The organism is Streptomyces sp. MnatMP-M17 (assembly GCF_900091995.1).
Classification (GTDB): domain Bacteria; phylum Actinomycetota; class Actinomycetes; order Streptomycetales; family Streptomycetaceae; genus Streptomyces.
This window is the reverse complement of the sequence record NZ_FMDK01000507.1, coordinates 1-5,745: the sequence shown is the minus strand read 5'-3', so window position 1 is coordinate 5,745 and position 5,745 is coordinate 1. Positions and strand designations below refer to the sequence as shown.

The window sequence follows — 5,745 nt, the reverse complement described above, 5'->3', positions numbered from 1 at the left end:
TTCGGCTGCCGGAGTCGGCGTCTGAGTGGGTGTGGGTGCCGGAGTGGGTGTCGGTGTGGGTGTCGGCGCCGGTTCCGGCACCCGGCCGTAGAGCATGGACCGGTACACCTTCGACGACTCGGGATTCTCGTCGCACTGCCACACGCCGTGCGGACAGTAGTCGGTGACGGTGTTGTAGAGCGGTTTGTATGTGTCGATCCACTGGAGCATGCGTCGCATGTACTCGGGGTTGTCACCGTTACGGAAGAGGCCCCATTCCGGATAGGAGATCACCTTTCCATGCGCGGCGGCGAAGTTCACATGGTGCCGGAGTCCGAAGGGCTCCTCGACCTGTTCGTCGAAGGTCCGGCCCGGCGGCTGGTCATACGAATCCATGCCCATGATGTCCACGTAGTCGTCGCCCGGGTAACACGCGGTCCAGGGAATGTCGTCCAGTCCACGGTTGGGCGCGAAGTCGAAACGGAATTTCTGTCCGGGGACCGCGCGCATGGCGGTGACGATGCGCTGCCAGTACCTCTTCCACGCCATCGGCGCGGGCCCGCAGCGATGGGTGTAGGTGTTTCCGTTCATCTCCCAGCCGAGCACGATCACCGTGTCCGGGACACCGAGGCCGACCAGGCGCCGTGCCAAGGTCCTGAAGTGCTCGTCGTACAGGCCCGCCGCGCCCATGAACAGCTCACGGCGGACCTGCGCGTCACGGATACGGCCCTCGGTGCGCTCCAGCATCGGGACATTGAGCACGAACAGCCGGTCGTCCCGCGCCTTTCGCCATTCGGCCCAGTCCGCCAGGAATCCCGGCGCGCCCTCGATGTTGGACCACACGTCCCCGGGCAGATAGCTGTGCCCGACGCGCAGTTCCGTACCGCCCAGCCATTTCTGCATGGCGGCCATGCGCTCGACGCCCTTCGGGCCGAAGTCGAGATACGCGCCGGTCGCGGGAGCGGGTGCCTGTGGCGGCTTGTGCGTGGCCGCCGTGTCCGGATCTTTCGCGTCATTCGGAGCGGACAGCGCCGCGCCCGAGGAAAGGAGACCGGCCATGACCACACCCAGACACGTGGCGGTCAGCCGTCGACGTCGATGGGACATATAGAAGCTCCTTGCGAGTTGAGCTCTCTTCCGTGGCCGCGAGCCGTGGTCACGCTCCTTCAAAAGTACTAATAAGCCGAACGAGAACCCGGCCTGGCGTTCTATTAGTCCGTTCGTGAATTTCATCCCCCGCTTGGGCCATCGAATTGGGCCATCGAATGGAAGGACACCCTGTGCCGAGCTTTGACACCCGTGTTCCCGCCGTACTCATGAGGCTCGACCAGAATCCTTTCCACCATGGGACGCTGGGCGCCGTCCGGTCTCTCGGCCGGGCCGGAATCGAGGTGCACACGGTGGTCGAGGCCGCGCGCGGTCCCGTCGGCCACTCCCGCTATCTGCGCCGTACCCACCCACGACCCGACGGCTGCCGGGATCTGGCGGAGATTCAGCGACTGCTGCTCCAGGTCTCCGACCGGCTCGGCACACCGGCCGTGCTGATTCCCATGGACGATCTGAGCGCCATCACCGTCGGACAGCTCCAGTCCCGTCTGACCGGCCGTTATCTGCTGCCTGAACAGCCGTCAGGACTGCCGGAGCGCGTCGCGGACAAGGCGGAGCTGGTCGGTATCTGCCGGGAGCTCGGGATTCCGCATCCGCGTACGGTGATTCCCGGCTGCGCGGCGGAGGCGGCGGACGCCACCGGTGCGCTCGGGCTGCCGGTGGTGGCGAAGTGGAGCAGACCGTGGCTCCTTCCCGAGGCGGCCGGGCTGCGCAGCACCGTGCTCGTACGCTCTGCCGACGAGGCCCGTGAGCTGTACGGACGCAGCGCCGAGGCGGGCAGCAGACTGCTGCTCCAGGAGTTCCTGCCGCACGGCCGAGGCCTGGACTGGTTCTTCCACGGATACAGCGGCGCCGGAGGCGAGTGCCTGGTCGGAGCGGCCGGCCGCAAGGAGCGGTCCTGGCCGGTCGGGGCCGGGCTGACGGCGGTGGGCACCTGGCTGCCCAATCCGGCCGTGGAGCGGACGGCCCGTCAGATGGTCTCGGCGCTCGGCTACCGAGGGATCCTCGATCTCGACTTCCGCCGTGACACCGCGACGGGCGCCTACCATCTCCTCGACTTCAATCCCAGGCCCGGCGCGCAGTTCCGGCTCTTCACCGACCGGTCCGGCACCGATGTCGTACGGGCGCTGCATCTCGATCTCACCGGCCGGGCCGTTCCCGTACAGGCCACCGCGCACGGCAGGACCTTCGTGGTGGAGAACTACGCGCTGCTGTCGGCTCTCTCCGTCCTGCCCTCGGCCCGCGCGCGGCGCGCCGATCGCGCCGCCGCACACGCGGACGGGCGGTCCGGCGCGGCGGACCGGTCCATGGCGATGGAGGCCGCGTGGTTCGCACTGGACGATCCGCGGCCCGCGTACGCCATGGCCGTCGCCTGGGGTCTGCACGCGGTACGCAGAGGACGGCGCGGACTCGGGCGTCTGCTCGGAGGTATCGCGACCGACCGGCGCAGAGACGACTTCGGGCGCCACGATCCCGCGCTGCCCAGGACGACTCCGGTGCTCAGGCGCGGGCGCAGCCCCGCCGCCACCGCGCAGGGCGTCCCGGTGTCGCACCGGCCCTGACGACCGGGTGTCCCGGCCACCGAGCGCCTTCTTGACGGGCCGTCACCTACCGCACAGCAGACCCGACCGATCACCACGACTGACCATCCCGGCACAGAGAGCGGAACACATTGATGTACGACCTGGTAGTGGTGGGCGCAGGCCCCTATGGACTCTCCATCGCCGCGCACGCCGCCGCGGCCGGACTCGATCTACGGGTCTTCGGCAGGCCGATGGCCTCATGGCGGGACCATATGCCGCCCGGGATGTATCTGAAATCCGAACCGTGGGCGTCGAATCTCTGCGATCCGCAGGGCACGTTCGGGCTGGCCGACTATGCCGCCACCCAGGGAGTGGAGGTACGGCACGGCGTTCCGCTGCCGGTCGGCTTCTTCGCCTCGTACGGACTGTGGTTCGCGGAGCGCGCGGCGCCGCCCGTCGACGAACGTATGGTCACGGCCGTCCAGCCCGTCCTGGGCGGATTCCGGCTCTCCACCGAGGACGGCGAGAGCGTGCTCGCCCGTACAGTGGCGCTCGCGGTCGGTGTGATGCCCTTCATCGACATTCCCGCGCCGCTGCACGCGCTGACGCGGGAGCAGGTGACGCACAGCAGCCACCACGCGGATCTGACGCGCTTCGTGGGACGGGACGTGACCGTCATCGGAGCGGGCCAGGCGGCTCTGGAGACCGCCGCGCTCCTCGCCGAACAGGGCACCACCGTCAGGGTGGTGGCCCGGTCGGGCAGGCTCAACTGGAACACGCTGCCGCCGCCGCTGGACCGCCCGGTCAGGGAGACGGTCCGGATGCCGCACACCGGACTGGGCTGCGGATGGAAGAACTGGCTCTACGCGGAGACTCCGGGCCTCTTCCGCAGACTTCCCGCGCAGACGCGGGCGCGTGTCTTCACCTCGGCGCTGGGCCCTGCGGGCGCGTGGTGGCTGCGGGAGCGGTTCGAGTCGGCGGTGGAGGTCCGGCTGAGTGAGAGCCTGGCGAGCGCGGACCCGATGGACAACGGCGGCGTACGGCTCGAACTGGTCGCCACGACGGGCCGGGTGCAGACCGTGGAGACGGACCATGTCATCGCCGCCACCGGCTTCACTCCGGGACTGGAACGGCTCGGTCTCCTCGACGGCGGACTGCGGGCCGGGCTGGCGACGGTCGCGCCCAGCACCGCGCCCGAGGCGAGCCCGCTCTTCGAGTCCTCGCATCCGGGGCTCTTCGTCGCCGGGCTGCTGAGCGCGCCCTCGTTCGGCCCGTCGATGCGCTTCGTGTACGGGGCCACGTACACGGCCGAGCGGCTGGTACGGGGAGTACGGCGACGGCTCGGCTCGCGCGGCGGATCGCTCGGTACGGTCCGGCAGCGGCAGGCGTCGCCCGCGTCGGAGCCGATGCCGGCAACGGCCGGGAAGTCACTGCTGAGCTGACGTGGCGTCAAAACCTGCGCGCCCTGGTCCGCCGGCCGGGAGGATCCGCCGCGATTCTCCCGGCCGGCCGGATACGCCGGTCGTCCGCAGTCGGCTGCGGTCAGCCGCAGTCAGCCGCAGTCAGCCGCAGTCAGCCGCAGTCAGCCGCTGGTGGCCGCGGTCAGCGGCGGGCGCGCGTGGTGCTGCGTCGGTACAGGATTCCGCCGCCGAGCATCAGACCCGCGCTCAGCGCCGCCATGCCGAGCAGACCGGCGTCACTGCCGGTGGAGGCGAGCTCCGTGACCGGCGCGGGAGAGCCGGGCCGGGAGTGCGTGGCGGGAGTGACCGTGTCAGGAATGGCCTTGTCGCCCGGCGGTGTACCGGGCACGGGCGGTGTCCTGTCCGTACCGTCGCCCGGCTCGTCGCCTCCGGGAGTGCCGGGATTCTCGGGTGTTCCGGGAGCTTCGGGCGTTCCGGGAGTCTCCGGGAACTGCGGCTCCTCATGGACGTCGGGGAGCGCCACCGGCGAGCCGTTCGCGCACCGGTTGCCGAACGCCGGGTTGAGGACGCCGACCAGATCGACGGAGTTGCCGCAGACGTTCAGCGGGATGTCGATCGGTGCCTGGGCGATATTGCCCGAGCCCACGCCCGGCGATCCCTTGGCGATGGCAGTCGCCTTGGCGCCGGTGGACTCCTTGTGCGGGTGCGCCTGTTGGCGCGGGTGCGTCTCGTGGCGCTGCGGGGCGTGAGCGGGCGCGTCCTCCGGCGGGGCCACCGGAGCGTGGTCCGGCCCTTCGGGGACGGAGGGTGCCCGGTCGTCGTGCCGCGCAGGAGCCCGGTGCTCCTGGTACGACGAGGATCGCTCGTGCGCCGCCGGGTGTCCCGGCCGGCCCGACGTATTGACACAGCCGTTGCCGAAGGCGGGATTGCCGACTCCGACGACGTCCACGGTGTTCCCGCAGACATTGACCGGGACCTCAACGGGTGCCTGGACACTGTTGCCCGACAGCACACCCGGTGATCCGGCGGCCACCCCGTCGCTCTCCACCGCGATGGCATAGCCACCGCCCAGGGACAGCACGCTCGACGCCGCGGCGGCGGCGAGCAGCCCTTTGCTGATGAGGTCTCGCATTTCTCTCTTCTCCTCCTGCTGTGACATCGGGGCCTGCTGAGACCGGTCCCGAAGCAGGGAGAACTCCCACGCTTCGGGACCGGACGGGGCAGCGTCAGCCGGCGTTGATACAGGTGTTGCCGAAGGTGGGGTTCAACAGGGCGAGGATGTCGACGGTGTTACCGCAGAGGTTGATGGGAATTTCGACGGGCACCTGGACGACATTGCCCGAGAGGACACCCGGGGAGCCGACAGCGGCTGCCTCGGCCTCGGCGTCGGCCATGGCCGGGGCGGCGGCGCCCATCGTCATGAGCAGACCTGCGACGATGGTTGCGGCCTTCTTGCACTTCATCGTGAGCCCTTTCCGCAGCGGCGAATCCGTCCGCACGACTGTCGTGGCACGCGGGCATCGTTTTCTCAGCCCTCACGTCCGCTGCTGGAACACCAACGATGAGGCGCGCGGCAAGGAAACTGTCCTGTTTTATGGCTTTCTCCGGTTCACTCGATTGCCCCGTGAATGGATTCGGGATTTTCGTTTCTGCATAAGAAGGGGCTTTTCGTGGAATACGGCGACGGGCCGGCCGGGGCTCCATTGCCCCGGCCG

At 69.4% G+C, this 5,745-nt stretch carries 5 protein-coding genes; 2 read left to right on the top strand and 3 right to left on the bottom strand.

Annotated features, from left to right (window positions below; all coding sequences use genetic code 11):
• Positions 1 to 1,086: glycoside hydrolase family 26 protein (locus GA0115259_RS22385; RefSeq protein ID WP_107469245.1), on the bottom strand; the 1,086-nt coding region annotated here is incomplete at its 3' end.
• Between the two features lie 173 nt (positions 1,087 to 1,259).
• On the opposite strand from GA0115259_RS22385, the gene GA0115259_RS22380 reads away from it, so the two are divergent.
• Together GA0115259_RS22380 and GA0115259_RS22375 are read left to right on the top strand one after the other, a co-directional pair.
• Positions 1,260 to 2,648 (top strand): carboxylate--amine ligase, encoded by a 1,389-nt coding sequence (locus tag GA0115259_RS22380; RefSeq protein WP_176732619.1) that lies wholly within the window; start codon positions 1,260 to 1,262, stop codon positions 2,646 to 2,648.
• A gap of 113 nt (positions 2,649 to 2,761) precedes the next feature.
• Positions 2,762 to 4,051 (top strand): NAD(P)-binding domain-containing protein, encoded by a 1,290-nt coding sequence (locus tag GA0115259_RS22375; RefSeq protein ID WP_093600111.1) that lies wholly within the window; start codon positions 2,762 to 2,764, stop codon positions 4,049 to 4,051.
• Between the two features lie 160 nt (positions 4,052 to 4,211).
• Here the strand turns inward: GA0115259_RS22375 and GA0115259_RS42605 are convergent, their stop codons facing one another.
• Complete coding sequence (locus tag GA0115259_RS42605; RefSeq protein ID WP_093600108.1) at positions 4,212 to 5,162, bottom strand: chaplin family protein; 951 nt, start codon at positions 5,160 to 5,162, stop codon at positions 4,212 to 4,214.
• 94 nt (positions 5,163 to 5,256) lie between these two features.
• Positions 5,257 to 5,493: a chaplin gene (locus tag GA0115259_RS22365; protein ID WP_093600105.1), complete on the bottom strand. Its 237-nt coding sequence runs from the start codon at positions 5,491 to 5,493 to the stop codon at positions 5,257 to 5,259.
• Positions 5,494 to 5,745: the final 252 nt, after the last annotated feature.

What these genes read in the sequence shown, in the direction of transcription:
- GA0115259_RS22375 (WP_093600111.1), top strand. Translation starts at nt 2,762, where the DNA reads ATGTACGACCTGGTAGTGGTGGGCGCAGGCCCCTATGGACTCTCCATC.
- GA0115259_RS22365 (WP_093600105.1), bottom strand. Translation starts at nt 5,493, where the DNA reads ATGAAGTGCAAGAAGGCCGCAACCATCGTCGCAGGTCTGCTCATGACG.
- GA0115259_RS42605 (WP_093600108.1), bottom strand. Translation starts at nt 5,162, where the DNA reads ATGCGAGACCTCATCAGCAAAGGGCTGCTCGCCGCCGCCGCGGCGTCG.